We start from the raw sequence: 23130 nt of genomic DNA on the forward strand, positions 1-23130 counted from the left end.
TCGTCCCGGACTGACTGAATTCGCGGCCTCGCCAGCTCGGGCGACCCGATCACAGCCCCAGGCACTGGATCGCCACGCCCTACGGGCTCGCGATGACTGGCTGCTGATCACGGCGGCTTCGGCAGATCAGCTCAGCCGATGTTTCCCGAAATTGTTCCACGTTCCCTTCAATGATTCCTGAAATGCCAACCCCTGCACAGGTCGCCACCCATACCGCCGCATCCCTGATCGACGCCGCCCGCCGGCTCTCCGCCGCGGTGGATGCGCTCGACTTCTCGTCGTCGGCGACCCACGTCTATAACCCGCTCGCCTACGCCTGGGAGGCGCATGCGGCTTACCTTGCACGCTACGGGACGGGCGAGAAGCGCGTCGTCTTCCTCGGCATGAACCCCGGCCCCTTCGGCATGGTGCAGTGCGGAGTTCCCTTCGGCGAGGTCGCGCTCGTCCGGGACTGGCTCGGCATCGAGGCGCCGGTCGGCAAGCCGGCGAACGAGAACCCGAAGAAGCCGGTCGAGGGCTTCGCTTGCACGCGCTCGGAGGTGAGCGGCCGCCGCCTGTGGGGGCTGTTCCGCGAGCGCTTCGGCAGCGCGGACGCGTTCTTCGCCGAGCACTTCGTCGCCAACTGGTGCCCGCTCGCCTTCTTCGACGGCGGCCGCAACCTGACCCCGGACAAGCTGCCGGCGAAGGAAACGGCGGCGCTCAACGCCGCCTGCGACGAGCACGTTCGCCAGGTCGTCGACATCCTCGAGCCCGAATGGCTGATCGGCATCGGCGCCTTCGCCGAGGCGCGCGCGCGTGAGGCGCTGGCCGGGAGGAAGCTGCGCATCGGCCGCATCCTGCACCCGAGCCCGGCGAGCCCCGCCGCCAACCGCGACTGGGCGGGGACGGCAACACGCCAACTGTACGAACTCGGCGTCTGGTCGTAGGCGCGCAATCACTGCGAGCTTGACCGGCTCACGCAGCGGCGCAGGGGCGGTCGCACCGCAAGCATGCGTGCGGCAGGAGGTGTCCGCGCGAATTCTCCTTCCCGCAAGCTTCGCCGAACGATCGCGACCAGCGCCCCCTGAAAAGGTGTTGCGCTGCGCTCGATCTTCCCGGATTATGCCATTGTTCTTGTTTGCAGGAGGGGAATTATTGTCAATGACATTTTCCGACGACCCGACCAGGAACCGTCTTCTGGCGGCGCTTCCTGCCGACCGATATGGTCGGCTGCTGAGTGATCTCGAACCGGTCGACCTGCATCGTGGCCAGACCCTCTATGAACATGGCGTCCGCCCGGAGCATGTCTACTTCCCCACCACCGGCGTCGTCTCGCTGCTGTTTGCCGCAGGGAAGGGCGTGCCGACCGGTTTGGCGACCATCGGCAACGATGGCCTGGTCGGCATCCCCGTGGTGCTTGGCGGCCACGCGACGAGCCATTGCGCCGTCGTGCAGAGCGCCGGCCAAGCCTACCGGATCGCTGCCGAGACGATCCGCCGGAAATTCGAACAGGGCGGCGAGCTGCGCTCACTGGCACTGCGCCACACCCAGGCGCTGATGACGCAGCTGGCGCAAAACGTGATGTGCAACCGCCGCCATACCGTAGACCGTCAGTTGTGTCGCTGGCTCTTGCAGAGCCTGGATCTCCTGCCGGGCAATCAGCTCGACGTGACCCATGAACTGATCGCGAGAATGCTCGGAGTGCGCCGCGAAGTGGTGACCGAGGCAGCCGGGAAACTGCAGGCTGCGGGGCTGATTCGGTACAGTCGAGGTCATCTCACCGTGATCGATCGGCAGGGCCTTGAAGCCCGTGCATGCGAATGCTACTCGGTGGTGAAACACGAGCTTGAGCGCCTGCTGGTCCTGGCGCCCGAGACTGGCGCGAGAGCCCGCGCGCATCCGTCCGCAGCAAGCCGGCATGCCCAAGCGCAGGCAAGGTCGGCACTGCGCGGCGCCCAGGTCGAAACGGATGCACCGCGCGATCGTTACGCCGACCTCTACGATTTTGCGCCGGTAGCCTATCTGACGCTGGATGCGCAAGGCTCGATCATCGACCTCAACCTGGCAGCAGCGATTCTGCTCGGCGTCAGGCGCTCGCAAAGGGAACTCCCGCACTTCGCAGCCGCCGTCACGCCGGAAGACTTGCCGGCTTTCAAGCGCTTCCTGGCAGAGACGCTCAAAGGGACAAGCAAGCAGACCTGCGAAATTTCACTGCTGCCTACCGACAGGCGTCCGCAGCTGCGCGTAAGAATCGAAGCCATCAGCGACGAAGCATGCGCGGAATGCCGCATGGTGTTGATCGATGTTTCCGCTGAAAGGCAGGCGGAGCGGCACAGCGCCCTGGAGGCAGACCGACGCAGCAGCGGATGGACAGACAGGCGGAGAATCCATCCCCCGGGCGCGAAGGCCAACGGCGACCCGGCTCGACAGATCGTGCCTCACGGCCCCTCCCTGGAGCGATGAGCAGCGGCCAGCCGTCGTCATTCACGCTCACCGGCAAGCCGCCGACGCGCCCGAGCGCCACATCTTCTCGATCTCGACGAGGATCATGCAGACGACGGCAAAGCCGGCGAGCGCGGCCCAGTCGGCGAGCCCGATCGGTGCCGTCTGGAAGACACGGTTGAACGCCGGCACGTAGGTGAATATCAGCTGCAGCGCCAGCATCGCCGCGCTGCCGGCCCACACCCAGGGGTTGGAGAACGCCGGCACGGTCCAGAACGGGCGCACCAGCGAACGGCAGTTGAAGAGATAGACGGTCTCGACGAGCACGAAGACATTGACGGCCAGCGTGCGCGCTTCCTCGAGCGTGCGGCCATCGCGCAGCGCCAGCTCGAACAGGCCGAAGGAACCGGCGAGCAGCAAGAGGCTGACCAGGAGCGTCCTGCCGAGCAGCACGCGGTCGAGGATCGGCGCCTTGGGGGGTCGTGGCGGGCGCTGCATGATCCCGGCTTCGGCCGGTTCGAAGGCGAGCATCATGCCGAGCAGCACCGCGGTGGTCATGTTGATCCAGAGGATCTGCAGCGCGGTGATCGGCAGCGCGGTACCGGCGAAGACGGCGACCAGGATGACCAGGCCCTCGGCACCGTTGGTCGGAATCGTCCACGTGATGAACTTGACGATGTTGTCGTAGATGCCGCGACCTTCCTCGACCGCGGCCTCGATCGTCGCGAAATTGTCGTCGGTGAGCACCATCGCTGCCGCTTCCTTGGCGACCTCGGTACCGCCCTGGCCCATGGCGATGCCGATGTCGGCCTGCTTCAGGGCCGGCGCGTCGTTCACGCCGTCGCCGGTCATCGCCACCACCTCGCCGTTGGCCTGCAATGCGCGCACCAGACGCAGCTTCTGCTCGGGCTCGACGCGGGCAAAGACGTCGACCTCGCCCGCGGCCTGGCGCAGCGCCTCGTCGTCGAGCGCGGCGAGTTCGCGCCCGGTCAGCACCGCGCCGAACGTCCCCGTTGCGCTCGCAGGAGCTGCTGCGGCGATGCCGAGCTGACGGGCGATGGCGATCGCGGTTCCCGGATGGTCGCCGGTGATCATCTTCACGCGCACGCCAGCGGCATGACAAGTGCGCACCGCGGCGGCAGCCTGCGCGCGCGGCGGGTCGATCATGCCGGCCAGGCCGACGAAGACGAGACCGCCGGCGACGTTCCCGTGTTCGAGCGTGGCGACGCCCCGGCCAAGCTGCGCGCGCGCCATCGCCAGAACGCGCAGTCCTTCGCCGGCCATGCGCGCGGCGGCCGCCTCGATCGCCGCCCCGTCGAGCGCGCACGCGTGGCCGTCGCGGTCGAGCATCGTCGCGCAGGCGGGCAGGAGCTTCTCGACCGCGCCCTTGAGGTAGACGATGCGCTCGCCTTCGACCTCGTGCGCCGTCGCCATGTACTGGCGCGCCGAATCGAAGGGCAGGGCATCGATGCGCGGGAAGACCGCGTTGAGCGTCGCGTCGTCGAGCCCGCCCTTGTGCGCGGCGACCAGGAGCGCCGCCTCGGTCGGGTCACCGACGATCTGCCAGACGGCCGCATCGCCCCCGGCTTCGTCGCCGCGCAAGAGCCGCGCATCGTTGCAGAGGACGCCGGCGACCAGGGTCTCGCGCAGCGCGCCGCCGATCGCTGCCGCGTCACCGCCCGTCGCTTCCGTAGCGCTGCCGTCAGCCACTTCGGCAGGCGCGATGCAGCCGGCACAGGCGTAGCCGGCACCGCTGACGTCGAAGGAGTCGCCGCCCGCCCACAGCTCGCGCACGGTCATCGCGTTCTCGGTCAGCGTCCCGGTCTTGTCGGAGCAGATGACGGTCGTGCTGCCGAGCGTCTCCACCGCCGGCAGCTTGCGGATGATCGCGCGCCTCTTCGCCATGCGCGCGACGCCGATCGCCAGCGTCACCGTCATCGCCGCCGGCAGCCCCTCGGGAATCGCGCCGACCGCGAGGGCGACCGCCGCCATGAACATGTCGATCATCGTTTCGCCGCGGGCGACGCCGACGATGAAGGTGAGGACGGCCAGCGCCAGGATCGCCACCAGCAGGCGCTGCGCGAAGCTGCCGATCTTGCGCGTCAGCGGCGTCGTCATGTCCGCCGCCTCGGCGATCAGCTGCGAGATGCGCCCGGTCTCGGTGCGGTCACCGGTGGCGACGACGACGCCGGCGCCGGCGCCGGAGACGACCAGCGTTCCCGCGTAGGCCATGTTCTTGCGGTCGGCGAGCAGGGTATCGACGGGCAGCGCCTCGGTATTCTTGAACACCGGCGTCGACTCGCCGGTCAGCGCCGCCTCGGCGGTGGCGAGTTCGCGGCCGTGGAAGAGGCGCAGGTCCGCAGGAACCTTGTCGCCGGCGGCGAGGACGATCACGTCGCCGGGGACGAGTTCGATCGAATCGACGCGGCGCTGGACGCCGCCGCGCAGCACGGTCGTCTCGGTGGCGATGGCACGGCCGAGCGCAGCGAGCGCGGCCTCGGCCTTGCCTTCCTGGACGAAGCCGAGCACCGCATTGACGAGGACGACGCCGAGGATCACGCCGGCATCGACCCACTCGCCGAGGAAGGCGGTCACCACCCCGGCGACGATCAGCACCAGCACCAGCGGTTGCGCGAGCTGTGCGACGAAGCGGGCAAACGGTCCGGGCCCCGGACGTTGCCGCGGCTGGTTCGGGCCCCAGGTCTGCAGGCGGCTGGCCGCCTCGGCCTCGTCGAGTCCATGCGCCGGGTCGACCCCGACGTCGGTGCTCACCCGCTCCAGTTCATGCGCATGCCAGTCTTGCATCGTCGTCTCCCCTGAGGTCGGCGCCAGCGCCGTGACAGGCGGCACGCCGCCCCACAGGGAGAGCATACATCAAGCCGGAAAATGTCTCCGCCAGCGGCCGGCGGCGACGAGCTGCGTGACGAAGTGCGCGCCGGGTCAGCGCTGGTCGATGCTGAATTCCTTGAGCATGTCCAGCGCCAGGCCGGGATGGGCGCCGATCTTCGCCGCGTCGAAACCGCGCTCGAAGAAGGGCGCGTAGGCCGGGTGCGCCAGCGCCTCCGTCGCGCCGAGACGGCGAAAACCCATGCTCCACTGGTCGAAAGAACGCTGCTCGATCGGTTCGCGCTCGATCACGAAGACGTCGGTGTGGCGGGGGTCCTTGACGATGCGGGAATAGATCTGGTCGATCGCCGCCTCTTCGCCTTCGAGCACCTGCATGAAATTGCCCTGTGCGTAGAGCAGCATTCCAGTCAGCTGCAAGGGCGCATTGTTGCGCGCCGAGGCGACGAGGATCTTTTCGAGTTCGGCTGCGTCGCACGCTGCGGTTGCCGAGCTCACGTAAATCAGATGGATGAGTGCCATGCTTGGAGAGCCTTGCGGAGGTTTTCTTGACCGGGACGAACATAGCACGGATCGAGGACAGTGGTTCGCGCAAGGCGCCGGATGCAGCGTTTGCCGTGGCGCCGTTCGCACTCTTGGGGGGAAGTAGTCCTCATCGCCAAGTTCCCGACAGTTGGCCGTGCTCGCCGGGTGGTCACCGCTTCGCCTCCCGGTATAAGCTACGGGACTTCTTCCGGCGCAGACAGCGGCACGACATCGGGATCATCCCGGCGTCGCTGTCGTTCGCAGCCGGGTCGGGCTGGAGAGGCGCTTCCTCCGGCAGAAAATCACCTCAAATCACGGACAGGCCCAGACCCTCGTCACCCTCAGCGGCACGCTGCTCCACCGCCTGATCTCCGGCCAGCTATCTTTGGCGGACATCGAGCGCGAAACGGAAGGCAGCCATGCAGATTGAGTCTAGGATAACCAGACAATGGGGCCTTTCGGGCTCTTATTCGCGGCGGAGAACATGAAAACAGCTAACACGGAAAGCTGGTCGGCGGAGTTGGTGCGCATCGGCAATCAAGCCGTGCGCGAGGCGCAAACCCGGAATCGGCAACGGGGGATACCCAACTGGTACTCCCTCAATGGCAAGCTTGTCACTGACTCACCGCAAACACAGGCTACGTTTGGGTCCGTGAAGAAAGCGCGCTGATATCAATGGCCTCCATGACCGGAGCCCGGCTCGAACGAAAAGCCATCGCCTGCCTGACAGAGGTCGGCTGCATTCCGCCCCGTGACCGGGAACCGGCCCCGGACGCCATTACTCGCCTGACTCAGGCGGAAACTATCATTGAGGAGTCCGCCTGATGTTCGACCTGCACAGCCTCGACGACCTGAGCCGGCTTGCCGAAACCGACGAACTGGAGTGCAAGCTGGCACAGGGTCAGGACGGTAAGGGCGAGATCCCGAAGGATTTCTGGCTGACTTACTCGGCGATGGCCAACGCCCGTGGCGGCGTCGTGCTGCTAGGCGTGCGCGAGAAGAACGGTCGGTTCAGCGTCGCCGGGCTGGAACATCCGCACAAGCTGCGGAGTGACCTGTTCAATACGCTCAACAACCGCGCCAAGGTCAGCGCCAACCTGCTGAGCGATACGGATGTCGAAGAGGCACGCATCGACGGCAAGTCGGTGCTCGTCGTACGCATCCCTGCCGCCACGCGCAAGCAGCGGCCAGTGTTCCTGAACGGACAGCCCCTGGGTAATACTTGGCGGCGCCTGAACGATGGCGACCGCCAGTGCGACGACGAAACGGTCAAGCGCATGCTCGCCGAGCAGCTTGAGGACAGTCGCGACACGCGCATCCTGACCGGATTCGGTATTCAGGATCTCGATGGCGACAGCCTGCACGCCTATCGCAATGCCTTTGCCGTCCATCGCCCGGGGCACCCGTGGATTGCCCTGGATGATGCGACCTTCCTCAAGATGATCGGCGGCTGGCGCGAGGATCGTAGCTCCGGTGAGGCCGGGCTGACCGCAGCCGGCTTGCTGATGTTCGGGCAATGGCCGGCGCTTCCCGAAGCGTTTCCGCTGTATTTCCTCGATTACCAGGAGCGTCCGGCCGACCCGGAGTCGACGACACGCTGGCTGGACCGGGTGGTTCCCGACGGTTCGTGGTCGGGCAATGTCTACGATTTCTTCCGCAAGGTGATCCGCAAGCTGACAGCCGACCTGAAAGTGCCGTTCGTGCTCAAGGACAACGTGCGCGTCGAGGATACGCCGGTGCATCAGGCCTTGCGCGAGGCGATGGTCAATTGCCTGATTCATGCCGATTACACGGACCGGGCCTCGGTCCTGGTGGTGAAGTCTCCGTCCGGCTTCAGTTTTCGCAATCCCGGCGCCATGCGCCTGCCGCTTGCCCAGGTCCTACAGGGCGGTGCCAGCGATTGCCGTAACCGGACACTGCACCAGATGTTCCTGTTCATCAACCTGGGGGAACGAGCCGGGTCGGGCCTGCCGAAGATACGCTCGTGCTGGGAAGCCGAGGGGCACGGACTGCGCCTGTACGACAGCTTCGAACCCTTCGACCACACGGTGCTGGAGATGAACTGGTCGGCTGCATCTCTACCGAAGGATCGCGAAACGCCGGGGAAAACGCCGGGGAAAACGCCGGGAAAAACCCCGGAAAGAATCCTTGAGGTACTGAAGGCGGAACCCGGGGTATCCATCCCCGAGCTTGCCCTGCGCCTGGGCAAGTCGGACAGTGCCATTGAACGAGCCATCCGCAAACTCCGTGAGGCCGGTCGACTGCGTAGACGGGGGCCCGCCAAAGGCGGCAGCTGGGAGCTTGTCGAATGACCGAAAGCCAACCCGAACGGGAAGCCGTCTCCTGGCTGACCGAGGTCGGCTGTCAGCGACCGCCATATAGTCTCCACTTTGTGATCGGCGTAATGGAGCCAGCGCCCGAGGAAAAGTAGGCAATGGGCATTTCGGACTTTGCAACGAGCATTCGGTAGCCTCGGCGTTTTTTTGCCGTGGGACCGATGGCCAGGAGGAAGTTCGACATGGACCACTACCGACAGGCCCTGATGCGCATGCGTCAGGGTGATTCAGATCGCGACATTGCCAAGAGCCGCCTGATGGGGCGGCGCACCGCGGCCGCCCTGCGCGCTGGCACGGGCGCAGGGCTGGCAGTTCCGAAGCGCGCGCACGACGGCTGACCTCCGGTTCATCCCCGCGGGTGCAGGGAACGCTGCATCTGATCGACGCGACACTCGAAGACGCTCGGTTCATCCCCGCGTGTGCGGGGAGCGCGCGGAGTCTCGATTCGATCGTGGCCTACAAGCGCATCGATGGGGATCAATGCGGGGAAGCGCAGCCGTCTGTTGGCGCTGGTGTCGCTGGTCATCAAGACCGAGTAAGAGAGCAGGCGGTAGCCAATGCTGCGCTTTCGCGCCCCCTGACCAAAACGTCCGAAACGATCCGCCTATGTTTTTCATTCTACTGCATCCCACGGGAGATGCTCCGTGACAACCTTCACTGTCGAAGTCAAAGACCAGGAAGTCCTCGCCAAGCTGCGCGGCCTGGTCGCCAAGGTCGGCAAGCCGCAGCCGGTCCTGCAGGCGATCGGCGAGGACATCATGGAGCGCGCCAAAGAGCGCTTCGGCACCGCGGCCGGCCCGGACGGCGCACGCTGGGCGCCGAATGCACGCACGACGCGTTTCATCCCCGCGGTTGCGGGGAACGCCCGGTTCTCGACAAGCGCGAGCTGCTCGACTACGGTTCATCCCCGCGGGTGCGGGGAACGCCGCGCGGCCTCTTTCGGTGTCGTGCCGTCGTACGGTTCATCCCCGCGGGTGCGGGGAACGCGTATTGGCCGCGCACCACGCATCGATGCGGCCCGGTTCATCCCCGCGGGTGCGGGGAACGCCCCATCGCGCGGGCCATTTTGACAAGCTGGGCCGGTTCATCCCCGCGGGTGCGGGGAACGCGCCGAGCGTGGGGGCGCGAGCAAAAAGAGTTGCGGTTCATCCCCGCGGGTGCGGGGAACGCTGCTGTGCCGCCTTGACGGCCAGCTCAGCGATCGGTTCATCCCCGCGGGTGCGGGGAACGCGTCAGAGAACAGCTTTGCCGGCTTCACGGGTCCGGTTCATCCCCGCGGGTGCGGGGAACGCTTCGCTGGCGTCAGGTTCGCGCTTGCCTTCGCCGGTTCATCCCCGCGGGTGCGGGGAACGCGATTCGACCGCCTCTTCGAGGATGATCCCGTCCGGTTCATCCCCGCGGGTGCGGGGAACGCTCGCCAAAGAATGCGAAGTTGGCGAGAGCACCCGGTTCATCCCCGCGGGTGCGGGGAACGCACGTCGCCGAGTCGGCGACCTGCCAGCAGGATCGGTTCATCCCCGCGGGTGCGGGGAACGCATTTGCAGGCCGCGCTCGCCGCCGCCCAGGCCCGGTTCATCCCCGCGGGTGCGGGGAACGCTAGAGCGAATCGGCGCAAGCGCCGACCGGGTGCGGTTCATCCCCGCGGGTGCGGGGAACGCGGCTAGTGCTCAGACGGTGAATTTCTACTCGACGGTTCATCCCCGCGGGTGCGGGGAACGCTAGCTGTTGAGGTTTTCGCCGTGCGCCGTGGTCGGTTCATCCCCGCGGGTGCGGGGAACGCATTGCGATGACTGCGCCGTCGTCCGATACGGGCGGTTCATCCCCGCGGGTGCGGGGAACGCAGACGCGGGATATCTGGAAGCTATCAAATATACGGTTCATCCCCGCGGGTGCGGGGAACGCTCGCCGGCAATGGGGGCCAGAATTCGATCATGCGGTTCATCCCCGCGGGTGCGGGGAACGCTTTCGTCATGGTTTCCGCGATAGTCGCCGTCCCGGTTCATCCCCGCGGGTGCGGGGAACGCGCGGCGGCGGTAATCCTGGCTTTCATGGTTTCCGGTTCATCCCCGCGGGTGCGGGGAACGCAGCCCGATCGCGGTGCGCGTCTTGCCGGTGCCCGGTTCATCCCCGCGGGTGCGGGGAACGCTACCGCCTGCTCGAGCGCCGTTCCATCGTTCGCGGTTCATCCCCGCGGGTGCGGGGAACGCTCAGTAGCGACGATGGCCCCCATCAAGATCGTCGGTTCATCCCCGCGGGTGCGGGGAACGCCGATTTGTATAAGCCGGTTTTAATATCGGGTGCGGTTCATCCCCGCGGGTGCGGGGAACGCAAGGGGCAGGCGCCGTGGAACAAGGGCAAGCCCGGTTCATCCCCGCGGGTGCGGGGAACGCGCGAGCCCTAGGCGCAGCTCGGATTAACCGATCGGTTCATCCCCGCGGGTGCGGGGAACGCTCGACCTGGTGCGGCGTGATCGCGCGCACTTTCGGTTCATCCCCGCGGGTGCGGGGAACGCGTGTTCGCCGGCGCCGCCCACGGCCTGTATGGCGGTTCATCCCCGCGGGTGCGGGGAACGCTTGCTCCTCCGCCAGCCTGGCAGCCGCCATCTCGGTTCATCCCCGCGGGTGCGGGGAACGCGTGCCTGCACCGAATCCGAACATGGTCGTTTCCGGTTCATCCCCGCGGGTGCGGGGAACGCAGAGGACGCCCCGCACTGCATTGGGCCGCTGCCGGTTCATCCCCGCGGGTGCGGGGAACGCGCGATCGCCTCGGCCGCGTCCATCGCCTCCGCCGGTTCATCCCCGCGGGTGCGGGGAACGCGAGCCGAACCAGAACGCGAGCGCGACGATGCCCGGTTCATCCCCGCGGGTGCGGGGAACGCCTGATCGAGCTCTCGATGGACTCGACCGAGCGCGGTTCATCCCCGCGGGTGCGGGGAACGCCATCGGATCCTTGCCGCCCGGGTCGAAGCCGACGGTTCATCCCCGCGGGTGCGGGGAACGCGTGTGGCGGTTCTGTTATTCAAGGCTCTATGGCGGTTCATCCCCGCGGGTGCGGGGAACGCGAAGGCTATATCCATGACGCCGTGTGAGGCGCCGGTTCATCCCCGCGGGTGCGGGGAACGCTACCGACGGAGACGCACAACCACCGCCGCCAACGGTTCATCCCCGCGGGTGCGGGGAACGCGGCAATAGTGCGAAGGCCCGCAAGCTCCCGCACGGTTCATCCCCGCGGGTGCGGGGAACGCCGCAGCGTCCAAGGTCTTAAACACACGCGGGTCGGTTCATCCCCGCGGGTGCGGGGAACGCCAGGGCGCCGTGACTGACATGATGAAGCACGCCGGTTCATCCCCGCGGGTGCGGGGAACGCCGCACGCTCATGGTCTCGCCGTAGTGGTCCGGCGGTTCATCCCCGCGGGTGCGGGGAACGCATGCCTATGCGAACCGGAAACCGTGAAATGTGCGGTTCATCCCCGCGGGTGCGGGGAACGCTAAGCCGAAGCAGACGCATTAACAGAAAATCCTGGTTCATCCCCGCGGGTGCGGGGAACGCGTCGATTGGCATGATTCGATCGTTCGAGGTGACGGTTCATCCCCGCGGGTGCGGGGAACGCCGCATGGCGATCCTGTCGATACTCAAGAACGCCGGTTCATCCCCGCGGGTGCGGGGAACGCGAATTCGCCCCGCTTCTCATCGCGCCTAAACTCGGTTCATCCCCGCGGGTGCGGGGAACGCTCCGTCCGGCAAGCTGCTGGACTGGCTGATCGCGGTTCATCCCCGCGGGTGCGGGGAACGCACCTCGCAACGGCCGGCGAGCATCGACAAAGACGGTTCATCCCCGCGGGTGCGGGGAACGCCGATCTGTCCGGCCTCGCGCCCGGCAGTGCGCCGGTTCATCCCCGCGGGTGCGGGGAACGCGCGCCGCCCTCCTGGTACATCTGCATCGCCAGCGGTTCATCCCCGCGGGTGCGGGGAACGCAAGACGACGGACGGCAGATACGAGATTTGGTACGGTTCATCCCCGCGGGTGCGGGGAACGCTGACCTACCAGGCGCCAAGCCTCTCCATATCTCGGTTCATCCCCGCGGGTGCGGGGAACGCACTTATGAAAGGATGCAAAATGCGTGTTACTGCGGTTCATCCCCGCGGGTGCGGGGAACGCACTGACTCGAAAATCCCTGAGTCTCATCGAATCGGTTCATCCCCGCGGGTGCGGGGAACGCCTCGAGATAAGCGCGCGCTCCGTGAGTTGTTCCGGTTCATCCCCGCGGGTGCGGGGAACGCGTGCGCCCACGCCTGTCCCATCGCCTGGTCGGCGGTTCATCCCCGCGGGTGCGGGGAACGCTGACAGGCCATCGTTGGCGTCGTTTCCGTTGCCGGTTCATCCCCGCGGGTGCGGGGAACGCTGTCGCTGCCACTGCCGCACCCGTCGAACTCGCGGTTCATCCCCGCGGGTGCGGGGAACGCCTACGAACGGAGCGGTTCTTCCGGTAGGATCGCGGTTCATCCCCGCGGGTGCGGGGAACGCCGGTTGTCGATGTCGGCCTGGTCACGCAGGATCGGTTCATCCCCGCGGGTGCGGGGAACGCGTTTGCGAAGCATGAGCTGAAGGCTCGCAATTACGGTTCATCCCCGCGGGTGCGGGGAACGCCTGGCGAATCAGCAAATCGCTGGTCTTGGGCTCGGTTCATCCCCGCGGGTGCGGGGAACGCGCGCCGGACCTCGATTCCGTCATCGCGCAACGCGGTTCATCCCCGCGGGTGCGGGGAACGCCAGATCGTGCTACGCCGCGCGCGCCTGCCCGACGGTTCATCCCCGCGGGTGCGGGGAACGCCGACGCGGCAGCGGCCCGCGATGGTCGGTTTGCGGTTCATCCCCGCGGGTGCGGGGAACGCAACTGGCGCACTCTTGATATATGGCTGATTATCGGTTCATCCCCGCGGGTGCGGGGAACGCTACCCAACTCGCCCCAGCCGCGCTTAAACAGCCGGTTCATCCCCGCGGGTGCGGGGAACGCCGTCACCAGCAGCGCGCGGTCGCGTGCGCCGGCGGTTCATCCCCGCGGGTGCGGGGAACGCTGCGTGATGCTCATGGTTGTTGTCTCCCCAGACGGTTCATCCCCGCGGGTGCGGGGAACGCGGTTTTTATGCAATAACCTCTGCTAATACCAATGGTTCATCCCCGCGGGTGCGGGGAACGCAGAGGCAGGACAAATTTCGACGATCTGGCGTGCGGTTCATCCCCGCGGGTGCGGGGAACGCGTCTGCTGAAAACTCGAAATCTGTTGCGACACCGGTTCATCCCCGCGGGTGCGGGGAACGCACACGGGCATCGCCCTGCCGCCAGATCCTGCCCGGTTCATCCCCGCGGGTGCGGGGAACGCTTACCGCCAGGGGCGTAGTGGAAGCCGCCGATCGGTTCATCCCCGCGGGTGCGGGGAACGCGCGCCATTGGGAACGCCGGGAAGGCCAAAAGGCGGTTCATCCCCGCGGGTGCGGGGAACGCTAATGCGCCACCACGTCCCCGGTAATGTGGGACGGTTCATCCCCGCGGGTGCGGGGAACGCCTGGCCCGGATTGATTGGGCCAACCGCATGAACGGTTCATCCCCGCGGGTGCGGGGAACGCGCAGCCGTAGCCGACCCCACGTTGGCCGCCTGCGGTTCATCCCCGCGGGTGCGGGGAACGCACTTCTTCCATCTCCATGAAAAACATGGAAATTCTTCGAGCCTCAAAAAATACCAACCAAAGCCGATGACGAGGTAATTTTCCGGATTCTTAAAGATCGACGTCTTTTTCCGGGTAAAAACTCACCAAGCGAACGCCATCCCAGTCAGCCGGCAGGCGGCGGTTCGCGCCGAGCGTGAGAAACTCGAAGCCGGCTTCGTTATTCGTCTTCCAGGCGATCACCGCGTTGCCGTCTTCAATGCCCTCTTCGACCTGTGCCCAGATATGTTCGCGTACCTTACGCGAATAGTTGCCGATGTAAACCCCGGCCCGGATTTCGAGCAGCCAAACCGCCAGCCGGCCACGCAGCCGGGGCGGGGCGTTTTCAAGAACGATGACCAGCATCGCCGATACTCTGCGAATTTGGGATGGCTGGGCCGACCGCGTCCGCAGACGCTTGCGGGCGGGGAATTTCTCCGGCGGCGAGAACCTCCTCGATGTCGGGAATGATCCGCTCCAGCAGGCGCGTCTGGCGAAACGCATCCCGGCACGCCAGTCGTACCGCCCGCTCGGGGTTGGGCGGCGCTTCGGCAGCGATCTTGAACGCCGCGGGAACGACCGTTTCAAATTTGTAGAGGTCGGCAATGTCGTAGACGAACGACAGCGGCTTGCCCGTGTGGATGAATCCGACCGCCGGTGCGTAACCGGCGGCGAGGACTGCGGCCTCGGTCACACCGTAGAGGGCTGCCGTCGCCGCCGACAGGCATCGATTGGTGATGTCTGCCGCGTCCCAGTTGTCTGGGTTGTAGTCTCTGCCCGACCATTTGACGCCGAACTTCTGCGCCAGCAACTGGTAGGTGCTGCGCACCCGCGCGCCTTCGATCCCGCGCAGTTGTTCGACACTGCGCCGCTGTGGCGACTCTTCGCCGAAGCGCACCGCGTACATCTTGCGCACGACCTTGAGACGCAGGTTTTCATCGAGCGCCAAGCGCGCTTGATAAAGAAGATGATCGGAACGCGCCCCTCCCGGCTGGCCGGCGGAGTAAAGGCGGACTCCGGCCTCGCCGACCCAGACCAGCAGAGTCCCGACGCGCGCCGCGAGGGCTGCTGCACGGTGCGAGACGCGACTTCCCGGCTCCAGCATGATGCAGGCGACACCGCCGACCGGGATGTGCGTGAGTACCGGCCGAACGCGCGTTCCTTGCGCGTCGACGACCACAAAAGCGCCGTCGACGACGTCGATTTCGCCTTTTTCGACGAAGACGATGGACAGCCGTTCCTTGATCGGAATGGGTTTCAGGGATGGCAACATGAGGTTTCGCTCTGATTTATCGCCGCACCGAGGTCGCCGGCGGAATCATCCGGGCCGACGCACGAGCAGCAGACCGCAGCCGAAGGCTTTCGCCGGACCGATGCCCTTGCGTAGCGCCAGTGAAAATTTTTCGGCGTCGGTCACGGTCAGTTCGCCACGAAAATCGACGGTACTGAAGCGCAGTTCGGCTTTCTTTTTGGCGCCGTGCTGCTCATAGGCCTCGACCAGCAGCGTCGGTGCGTCGACCGCGAAGCCGTGCTTTTCCGCTCGCTGCGCCAGCCAGTCGGCGCAGGTCTCGTGCACCAGGTCGTAGAGTGCGGGAGGTGGGTCGGCGTCGCCTGCCGCCGTGCGTCGATCGGCAGTCCACTCGTTCCAGTTGGCGAGTCCGCGCTCGGCGAGCATGCGCTTCTTGGCGTCCATCACCACGTCGTGCCGCGTGCGTTTCTGCTCGATCATGCGGTTGACGACCGGGTTGGCGCGCAACTCGAAGCTGAGACGCGCACCGGCAGGAACTTGTGGCGAGTATTCGCGACTCTGGACTCGCCAGGCGCCGACAGGGGCTGTCGGCGGGCGCGCGGAGACGACGTAGAACTTCGGGCCCCCATCGAGATCGCGGCGCCGGAAGAGGAAGTCGCGCGGACTTCCCCGCTCGGCGGGAAAGAAGCGCCATAGCCACTGGTGTTCGGCATACGGTCCGCCCATCCACTCGTGGGCGGCTTGGCGCTCCTCTCCGGGAATCGGTTCGATCAGATTGAAGTACATGCTCACACCTCCTCACGCAACAGCGCGACGTGTTCGGTCCGGTCGGTGAATTGCCAGCCTCGACGTCGCAACAGACGATCCTTGCGCCGGGGGGAAAGATGCGCTGTCGCTCCGGATTCGATTCCATCGCCCCAGATCAGGCGAACGATGTCGCGTTCGTCCTCAAGCGGCGCATTGCCCCACCTGTCCGCGTGCTGCGCGCGTTCGCTGCGTAGCGCTGCTCGATAGAATTCCATCGCTGCCAAGGCGTTGTCGTCAACGCTCAGCAAGGGGTGCAGCGGCGCCGCCGGCGGGCAGGACTTGCGTCCGAGGTAGAGGACGAAACGGGGCTTGCGCAGCGCTTGGGCCAGGTCTTCGAGCGGATGCGGTGCGCCAGCCCGCGCCTGCACGGCGACGAGACAGGCGGCATCCTGCCGGTAGTCGCGCGTCGACAGGATCGTGTTCAGCTTTTCTTTCGGCAGATTGAGTTCGTCGCGCCGGGTCGCGCGCGGTCGCTTTTTGAGGTCGGATTCGCTCGGAACCTGGGCCGTGTGGTAGTCACGCAGCAGCGTTCCAGCCGACTGGAGACCGACCGCAAAACTGTATCCATCGCGCAGGGCGGCGTGCGCCGCTTCGTCTTCGCGACGAACCCCCAAGGCGGCGCCGAGCAAGCCGACCAGTGCCGACTCGCCAGGGTAGTCGTAGCTGGGGCGATATTCGCCGACCGCCGTATCGCCCCAGGACGCCAGCGGCGCCTGAAGTTGAAAGACCAGAAAGGTCATTGCGCTCACCCTTGCACGAACGAGACCAGTTCGGACAGTGATCCCGTGCCATCCTCGACGTTGATTTCGTAACGGGCGTCGGCGCATTCGCCGTAGACCTTGTCGAAATTCTGCTGACGCTTGCGCAGCGCGACGACGGCCTTTTCCAGGATGTCTTCGTCTGCGTGGGGTTTCACCGGCTTGAGGAAAGCTTGTGCCAGCGAGCGCGGTTGCTGGTCGCCTTTTTCGGCCAGCACGTAGCTCGCGTAGGCGCGCGAGGCGTGACTGTTTTGCATCCCGGTCGGCGAGACTTTGGTCACGGCATGGATCAGCGCTGCCAGCGCCTTTTCGGTCAGTGCCTCGTCGCCGCCGAGGTTTTCCTTGAGCAGCTCGCGGTTGATGCAGACGTAGAGATAGAAGAGCCCGGCACCGAAGCTGCGCTCGCCGATGTGCGCGGCGCCCTTGTCTTCGAGGCCGCTGTTGAGATCGTCGACGGCGCTGAAGTAATCGTCCTCGACCGCGCTCTTGTGCACGGTGATCGCGTGCGCGACTTGAACGGCGGCTTCGACGTTGAACGCCGGGCTGTCGGCGAGCATGCGCCCGAACATGGCGATGTCGACCGAGCGACTCGGTTTGCGCAGCAGCGCCAGCTCGTCAGCGGTCGGCGCGCTCCCGCGCTCGGCGAGTTTCTTGACCAGATCTGCGATCGCCGCGCGTTCTTCGGTGCTGAAGTGCGCCAGTTGCTCGATTTGCAGATCTTCGTTCTTGTCGGTCTTGCTGTCGGACTTCGATTTGCCGAACTGTCCGGCAATCGCTCGCGCCCACTCACGCGCGTTCTTTTCGGCGACACCGGCGTCCTTCAGCGACTGGTAGATTTCCTTGCCCATGTCCTTGGTCCGCGTACCGATGTAGCCCGACAGCGCGCTCGCAAAAACGTCGGAAGTTCTCCACGCGCGTTTCTGGCTTTGCGAAGAAATCCGCAGGCGCAGGGCGTCGCCCATCAGCGCGGTCTTCGGACGGCCGGTGTCGTCGCGGTTGAGGTTGGAGGGCGGATAGCTGGTCAGAACATGCAGTTGGACGAAGCGCGACATGAATGATCTCCTGAAAGTGGTCGAATGCTTGAGATGGAAAGATGCGGCTATCGGGATTTCTGAGGCCAGACGTAGTCGTAGGCCCAGCGTTTCTTTATCGAGTCGCCCCAGTAGAGAACGTCGTTGGCCAGGGCTTTCACATCGACGCGGTTGTTCATCAACGGCAGCACGCGGCGCAGCGATGAAAACAGCGATTCGATGTCGGGGCTTTCGAGCAGACGCTGGAAGCGCAACTCGCTGACCGGCGGCTTGTCCTCAACGCGGGGTCGCGCGCTCATCGCCTCCGGCAGCGCTTGCTGACTGTCTTCCTTGACGTGGGCGAGCAGACCGACGACGGCGGCCAGCCGATCATTGCGCTCGTCCGAAGACTGGCTGTCCCAACCCGCGGCGACGAGTTGGCGATAAAGCCGCTGGTACGGCGCCGACAAGGCCACGTCGGTCAGTGATCCAGCACGCCGCAGCAACGCGCGATCGCCACGCGCGTCTTCCAGCCCGTGCCACCAACTAGCCAGTTTGTCGATTACGGGGGTGAGTTCCGACATGTATCCTCCTTATTCAGCGGTTTTGGCGGCCTTCTTCGTTGATTTGCCCTTCGCTGCTGCTTTCGCGGGCGGCGGCTCGGGATCGGGCAGACGCAACTCCTTCCGCAGCTTCGGCCCGTGCAGGTTCCTTTGCAGTTGCTTGAACGCCGCCGCAACACGCGCCGGCTTCTGCCGTTCGATCTGGCCGGTACCGACGAACACGCCGTCGAAGAGATCGCGAGCGGCCTTGTCGAGCTGCGCAAGCCAGCGCTCGCGCGTCGCAAGATCGTTGATTTCGGCTGTTTCATCGGCGAGCAGCGTTTCGATGGCTGAACGAAGCTGGCGATAAAAAGCCCCCTCGGTCCGTCCCCAGAAGCTGGCGTCGACAGCACTGAAGTCGCCTCTTGCATCGAGGTCAAACCAGGCGTCCTTGATCGCACCACGCAAGAAAGACGCGACCAGTTCGGCCGCCGCCAGCCAGGTCGATACCGCGTCCCGAAGGGATTCGAGGCCATCCTTGCCGCAGTCGGCCAATCCATAGAGCGGAAGCGTGGACTCGTACCAGCAACGGGCTTTCATGTTGTCCATGTCGTAGCCGAAAGCCCAGATGCCCAGATTGACGCCGAGCTCCTGTCCGGTGAGGTTCATCGCCCGGTTCAGGATCTCGGCCGGTCGCTGGTGCTTCTTGTCGGTCTGCTGCCCGAGCACCCAGGCCAACCAATGACGATAGCCGAGGCCACCGGGTTGCGGATGCAAGGGGAGCCAGCCCTGCTTGGTTTCGTAGTACGGCGAAAGCGGATGGTCCCACGGTCCCTTGTAGTTGAGGCCCAGGTTCTTGGTCACGTAGCGCCGTATCAGGCCTCCCGAATGCCGTCCACAGATGTCACAGCACCCGGCAACGACGTTTTCGAGGTCGAGACGGATTCGCCGCGGCGTTGCCCAGAACACGTGGTGCGGATGAACCATTGCCGGAGCCGTTTCGCCGCCAGCTTTCTGAATCGCGCTGATGTCAGCGAGCCAGGGGAAAGTGCGAAACGCATCCTGCGTGCTCGCGTCGCCGCCACGAGCGAGAAACTGCGAACGCTCGCTGACGTTGAGCCAGAGGTTCTGCCACAGACTGCGCGGCGGTTGGCTGAGCAACAGGGTCGTCAGGGGGCCACCGCCGCGCAGACCAGTCCGAATTCCCGCACCACCGGCAGGCGCATTGATCTGCAGCGTCGTCAGTGCTGCTGCGGCGCAGGCCGGGCAAAGCGCTTCGACCTGCCCTCGCTTGATGAAGTGATCGCTGTTGTTGCGCTGCGTGTTCTCTCCAGGGGCCTCGATCAATAGTGCTCCGATCGAATTTTCAGTCCCGTCACCGGCGCGTAGGCTGAAGTCCTGCATGTAGCGCGCACCGTCACCGGCGAACTCGAACGCGCCGGCAACCGGAGCGAACCACGACTGCAAGGTCTCGCGATCCGGCGGCGATCGCAGGTATTGCTTCCACTGCCCGGTCATCTCGACCGGGGTCGTCGTCTGCAACAGTCCGATCGCGAACTGCGCGAGCGCGCCGTTGAAGTCTGCCCGGTCCGCATCGAAAGCAAGGATGTCCGGGTCGGCAAGCTGGTCAGGAGCGACCCAATCGCGCTCGCCATTGCGGCGCCGAACGGGCATCCATTTTTCATTCAGCAGATTCATTCCGCCTCCTCTGAAACAGTCTGGTCCTGAGCGAGCTGGCTCAGTCCGGTGAGCGGGTCATAGACCCAGTGCAGCAACTGCGCGGGTTTCTTGTCGGCCTCGGCGGTCCAGGCGCTGCCTTGCCAGCCGTTTTTCGTCTGCTCCAGGATCAGCAGAACGGACCAAGCGCCCTTGCCGGGCAGGCTCTGCTCGACTTGGGCGATGGCCGCTTCCCGCGTGCTGTCGGCGGCGCTGGCGCGGCGTGCGATCAGGCGCTCGGCGACGCGAAGGCTGCTGTAAGCCCAGGCGGCGCGAATCTCAGGGTGAGAGACCCAGGGCCGCAGACGGTCGCCGTCCCAACATGCGAGCAGCACCGACATGCTCGCGTCGCCAAGCCGAGAGGGGGTCTTCGCTTCGCTCCACCAGTCCATCACCTGCCCGCGCACGTAGCCAGTGGCGAGCTTGACGACGTTTTGCTGGGCGATGCTGATCGCCGAATAGTCGGCACCTACGGCCTTGTTGGCGTTGCCCTGCAAGCCTTCGGGGAGCGCTGCTTCATCGCCGAAAACGCCTTCGACCAGGCTGCGCGAGTCTTCCGGCATGGATACCTTGCCGGCTCGCAAGTGCTTGGCGGTGAGCCACAGGCGACCGTGGTGCGGATAGACTCCGGCGGCTTTCGGAAACGCTTCCTTGAACCAGCGCGGTCCGGGCTGCTCGTCCCAAGCGGGGCCGAAGACCCACAGGCAGGCGGGACCACGCTGGTCGCGCTCGCGCGGATCGGGCAGGCGCCGGCCGGTGCCGTCGCGCGGATGGCGCTGCAAGCGCCCGGCGCGCTGGATGATGCGGTCGATCGGCGCCAGATCGGTGACGATGAAGTCCCAATCGGCGTCAAGACTCTGTTCGGCGACCTGAGTGGCGATGACGAGACGACCTGCGCGCAGTTCGGGAGTGCTGTCCTTGCCGAAGTGATGCAGAACGGCCTCTTCGATGCGCAGGCGGTCATCCAGGCTGAAGCGCGCATGGAAGAGGATCATTTTTTCTGCCGGCAGCAGGTCGCGGAAGTGTTCGTAGGCCGAAATCGCATCGGCAACGGTGTTGCGCATCCAGCAGACGCATTTGCCGGCGGCGAGCGCCGCGCCGATTCCGGCGAGGACTTCTGCCTCGTCACTGACGTAGTGAATCGCCAGTTCCCGGCGCACGTCGTCGCGCGTCGCAATGGCTTGCTGCACGCATTGGTCGGGCGCTTCGCTCTGCCAGGCAGTGACCAGCGGGAAGTCGTTGGCCGTCAGCGGCGGCGCTTTCTGCCGCCGCCCTCTGGCGAACGCACCGAGCAACTGCCGCTTCATTCCCGCCGGCAGGGTTGCCGAAAGAAGGATCGCGCTGCCGCCGCCGAGCGCGTGAAATTCGAGCAGGGATTCCAGTACCGTCAGCATGTACGGATCACAGGCGTGAACTTCGTCGACCACCAGCACCTTGCGGAAGAGGCCGAGCAGGCGCAGCGACTGGTGTTTGCTATGCAGGACGGCAAGCAGTGCCTGGTCGACGGTGCCGACTCCTGCCGGAGCGAGCAGCGCTCGTTTGTTGTGGTCGGCGAGCCAGGCGCTACAGCGCGCGCTCGCGCTTTCGTCTTGCTGCGCCGAATCGGATTCCTCGGGACCGGCGCGCAGGACGGAGGCGGCGAAGTTTTCGACGAGCTTGCGGTTGCCATGCGCGAGGACCAGGCTTGCATCGCTGGCGAAGAGTCGCGCATAGACGGCGGCGATTCGCTGATACATCGCGTTAGCCGTTGCCATGGTCGGCAGGCCGATGAAGAAGCCGTCGGCCGCCCCCGTGGCCATCAGCCGGTGAGCGAGCATCATCGCTGCCTCGGTCTTGCCGGCGCCGGTGACGTCTTCGAGCAGGTGAATTTGCGGCCCCGGCGCCAGTTCGACTTCGGCAGCCCACTTTTGAAGCGGCGACGCCTGCGCGATAGCTGGAAACAGTTCGGAGAAGCCGAGTTCAGTCGCACCGCTCGGCGGCAGAACACCCGACTCGCTCAGCGCCTGCTCTGCGCGCTCCTGCGCGAGCAGCCAGTAGTCCGACAGGGGAATAGGATCGTCGCAGTACGGGAAGTAATCGGTGTTGGAACCGAGCCAGTCGGCAAGAACGGTGACGCCGGCAACCCACCAGCAAAGGCACTGGCTTATCAACTCGAACAAGTCGGCTTCGAGTAGCGAAGCGACGCTCGCGGAATCACCAGCGAGCAGCAGCGAACGCAGTTCGCCGACGAATTCCACGATCGCGGCGCGATCTTCCTGTGGATCGAAGAAACTCTTCCAACCGATGCTCACCGAGCGCGGCGGCTCTCCGTGATGCCCGGTCACTGCTCGCGCCCACCATGCGAGCCCCTCTTCCCGGTCTTCGCTATCCGCGCCGAACCAGCCATCGGACTTGGCGAGATCGAGCAACTGACTGTTCCACATCAGCATGCCCAGGCTGTCGTGACGCATTCGGCCATAGGGCTTGCCGGGATCAGGCGCACGTTCGCGCAACTTGAGGAAGAGGTCCGGGATCTGGCTCTGGAAAGCTTCCGAGAACTTGCCGAGATCGTGCAGCGCCAGCCAGAAAGCCAGCCAACCGATCAGCGCTTCTTCCGAAGATACCTGCAAGGCTTGCATCAGCAATCGCCGCAGGGAGTGGTGCCGGCGCAGATAGACGGCGCCGACGGCAGCCACGTCGAGACAGTGATACGGAAGCAGATGACAAGCCGTCGTGGCATCGCCAGCAGGCCTGGCTTTTCCCCAGTACTTGAAATAACTCGGAACGGTCACTCGAAGCCTCTTGCACCGGAGATATCGACCGCTACCCAACGGTCAGTGACTCACCCGGTGATCCTGCAAAGAAGTTGGAGAAAAATTTCGTGGCAGTCGGAGAGAATAACACTTGGGCCGAAAAAAATGCCTTGAAAATTCTTCAATGGCGTATTCCCAGCACGATCGCATTCTCGTTCTGAGATGAAATCCGCCCTTCAGGCGATCTGGCAGGCAAGCCAGATAATGTCAAATGCACATTCGCGGCTGCTGCCGTGCCGAAAAAGAGCGCTCCGATAGCAACGGAGAGCGGCCGGACACGTGAGGTCTGTAAGGCCCGAATCAAGGAGGTCCTTGGCCGAGATTTGACCTTGAACCCGGAGGTGGGCTGCTCTGGCCACACCATCCGCCATCAGCCACACGAGCCGCGGCAATGTTATAAAGGCACTGAGCGCCCTGAGAGACGCGTC

General features: G+C 65.5%; 15 protein-coding genes, 1 pseudogene and 1 CRISPR repeat array. Of the genes and pseudogenes, 6 read left to right on the forward strand and 10 right to left on the reverse strand.

Translation table 11 applies throughout. The annotated features are described in order from the left end of the window. The first annotated feature begins 182 nt into the window (after positions 1-182). Both CCR84_RS06180 and CCR84_RS06185 read left to right on the forward strand, forming a co-directional pair. Positions 183-926 carry a uracil-DNA glycosylase family protein gene (locus CCR84_RS06180; protein ID WP_201210604.1) on the forward strand — a complete coding sequence of 248 codons (744 nt, stop codon included), beginning with the start codon at positions 183-185 and terminating at the stop codon, positions 924-926. A gap of 214 nt (positions 927-1140) precedes the next feature. Continuing rightward, positions 1141-2442 (forward strand): helix-turn-helix domain-containing protein, encoded by a 1302-nt coding sequence (locus tag CCR84_RS06185; protein WP_201210605.1) that lies wholly within the window; start codon positions 1141-1143, stop codon positions 2440-2442. Positions 2443-2469: 27 nt separating this feature from the next. Here the strand turns inward: CCR84_RS06185 and CCR84_RS06190 are convergent, their stop codons facing one another. Both CCR84_RS06190 and CCR84_RS06195 read right to left on the reverse strand, forming a co-directional pair. Next, positions 2470-5226: a cation-transporting P-type ATPase gene (locus CCR84_RS06190; protein WP_201210606.1), complete on the reverse strand. Its 2757-nt coding sequence runs from the start codon at positions 5224-5226 to the stop codon at positions 2470-2472. Positions 5227-5361: 135 nt separating this feature from the next. After that, positions 5362-5787 carry a BLUF domain-containing protein gene (locus tag CCR84_RS06195; RefSeq protein ID WP_201210607.1) on the reverse strand — a complete coding sequence of 142 codons (426 nt, stop codon included), beginning with the start codon at positions 5785-5787 and terminating at the stop codon, positions 5362-5364. A gap of 487 nt (positions 5788-6274) precedes the next feature. Here CCR84_RS06195 and CCR84_RS06200 point away from each other — a divergent pair, with 487 nt between their 5' ends. From CCR84_RS06200 to CCR84_RS16875, 4 genes and pseudogenes are all read left to right on the forward strand, one after another. Next, positions 6275-6460 carry a hypothetical protein gene (locus tag CCR84_RS06200; RefSeq protein ID WP_201210608.1) on the forward strand — a complete coding sequence of 62 codons (186 nt, stop codon included), beginning with the start codon at positions 6275-6277 and terminating at the stop codon, positions 6458-6460. A gap of 154 nt (positions 6461-6614) precedes the next feature. Beyond that, positions 6615-8102, forward strand: a complete 1488-nt coding sequence (locus tag CCR84_RS06205) for an RNA-binding domain-containing protein (protein ID WP_201210610.1) — start codon at positions 6615-6617, stop codon at positions 8100-8102. Positions 8103-8308: 206 nt separating this feature from the next. Beyond that, a complete protein-coding gene (locus CCR84_RS06210) occupies positions 8309-8464 on the forward strand; it encodes a hypothetical protein (protein WP_201210680.1) in 156 nt (51 codons plus the stop codon). A gap of 306 nt (positions 8465-8770) precedes the next feature. Continuing rightward, positions 8771-8944: pseudogene (locus CCR84_RS16875) on the forward strand (phage virion morphogenesis family protein); the annotation flags it as partial. Positions 8945-8962: 18 nt separating this feature from the next. After that, positions 8963-13811: direct repeats of the CRISPR family, unit length 29 nt; unit sequence CGGTTCATCCCCGCGGGTGCGGGGAACGC. 89 nt (positions 13812-13900) lie between these two features. Here the strand turns inward: CCR84_RS16875 and cas2e are convergent. Genes cas2e through cas3 form a run of 8 tightly spaced genes read right to left on the reverse strand, consistent with a single transcriptional unit; the run spans position 13901 to position 22681 of the window. After that, on the reverse strand, positions 13901-14194 hold the full coding sequence (cas2e, locus tag CCR84_RS06220; RefSeq protein WP_201210612.1) for a type I-E CRISPR-associated endoribonuclease Cas2e: 294 nt from the start codon (positions 14192-14194) through the stop codon (positions 13901-13903). Beyond that, entirely contained in the window at positions 14175-15101 is a 927-nt protein-coding gene (gene cas1e / locus CCR84_RS06225) for a type I-E CRISPR-associated endonuclease Cas1e (RefSeq protein ID WP_201210615.1), read from the reverse strand. The genes cas2e and cas1e overlap by 20 nt, the downstream gene beginning before the upstream one ends. A gap of 45 nt (positions 15102-15146) precedes the next feature. Next, complete coding sequence (gene cas6e / locus CCR84_RS06230) at positions 15147-15863, reverse strand: type I-E CRISPR-associated protein Cas6/Cse3/CasE (protein WP_201210617.1); 717 nt, start codon at positions 15861-15863, stop codon at positions 15147-15149. A 2-nt stretch (positions 15864-15865) separates the two neighbouring features. After that, a complete protein-coding gene (cas5e, locus tag CCR84_RS06235; protein WP_201210619.1) occupies positions 15866-16624 on the reverse strand; it encodes a type I-E CRISPR-associated protein Cas5/CasD in 759 nt (252 codons plus the stop codon). Positions 16625-16629: 5 nt separating this feature from the next. After that, positions 16630-17694: a type I-E CRISPR-associated protein Cas7/Cse4/CasC gene (cas7e, locus tag CCR84_RS06240; protein WP_201210622.1), complete on the reverse strand. Its 1065-nt coding sequence runs from the start codon at positions 17692-17694 to the stop codon at positions 16630-16632. Between the two features lie 47 nt (positions 17695-17741). Continuing rightward, entirely contained in the window at positions 17742-18236 is a 495-nt protein-coding gene (gene casB, locus CCR84_RS06245) for a type I-E CRISPR-associated protein Cse2/CasB (RefSeq protein ID WP_201210624.1), read from the reverse strand. Between the two features lie 9 nt (positions 18237-18245). Further along, positions 18246-19892, reverse strand: a complete 1647-nt coding sequence (gene casA, locus CCR84_RS06250) for a type I-E CRISPR-associated protein Cse1/CasA (RefSeq protein ID WP_201210626.1) — start codon at positions 19890-19892, stop codon at positions 18246-18248. Continuing rightward, entirely contained in the window at positions 19889-22681 is a 2793-nt protein-coding gene (gene cas3, locus CCR84_RS06255) for a CRISPR-associated helicase Cas3' (RefSeq protein ID WP_201210627.1), read from the reverse strand. Before cas3 ends, casA begins: the two co-directional genes overlap by 4 nt. Positions 22682-23130: the final 449 nt, after the last annotated feature.

The sequence above is a fragment of the Rhodocyclus purpureus genome (genome assembly GCF_016653115.1).
Classification (GTDB): domain Bacteria; phylum Pseudomonadota; class Gammaproteobacteria; order Burkholderiales; family Rhodocyclaceae; genus Rhodocyclus; species Rhodocyclus purpureus.